Below are 532 nucleotides of genomic sequence, written 5' to 3' on the forward strand. Positions count from 1 at the left end.
GCGGTCGGCACGGTACCGGCCCCGAGGCCGGGCAGCGCGGTCACGGGACGGACGGCGGTGGTCGCTGGGCTGCCGGGACGGACGGCGGCGGCTGGCAGGCCGCCGGGACGGACGGTGGTGGTGGGCGGGCTGCCGGGACCGATGGCCGGGGCTGGCGGGCCGCTGGGACGGAGAGTGGAAGCCGGCAGGCCGCAGGGACGGATGGCGGTGGCTGGTCGGCGGCTGGTGATGGTCAGCCCGGAGCGGGTGCGGGCGGTCGGAGCCGTCGTTCGGACGACGGCGATTTCGGCCGTGGCCGCGGCCGTGGGCGTTCTGGCGCGCATACCGACGGCGGCGGCTGGCCGGCGGACGGTGGCGCCCGTGCGGACGGCGGCCGCCATGGTGCCGCTCAGGAGGGTCGGCGACGCGGTGTAGGCACCGACGGCGGTCAGTCCGGTGCCGGCACCGGCAGCGGCCGGTCCCGTGCCGGTGCGGACGGCGGTCGGCACGGTACCGGCCCCGAGGCCGGGCAGCGCGGTCACGGGACGGACGG

Annotated in this window: 1 protein-coding gene; it reads right to left on the reverse strand. The window is 79.5% G+C overall.

The genetic code is table 11. The annotated features are described in order from the left end of the window. Positions 1-532, reverse strand: a 532-nt coding sequence (locus ABFX54_RS56770) for a hypothetical protein (protein WP_346115639.1), incomplete at both ends; no start/stop codon positions are given.

It is taken from the genome of Nonomuraea maheshkhaliensis, from assembly GCF_039529435.1.
In the GTDB taxonomy this organism is placed as follows: domain Bacteria; phylum Actinomycetota; class Actinomycetes; order Streptosporangiales; family Streptosporangiaceae; genus Nonomuraea; species Nonomuraea maheshkhaliensis.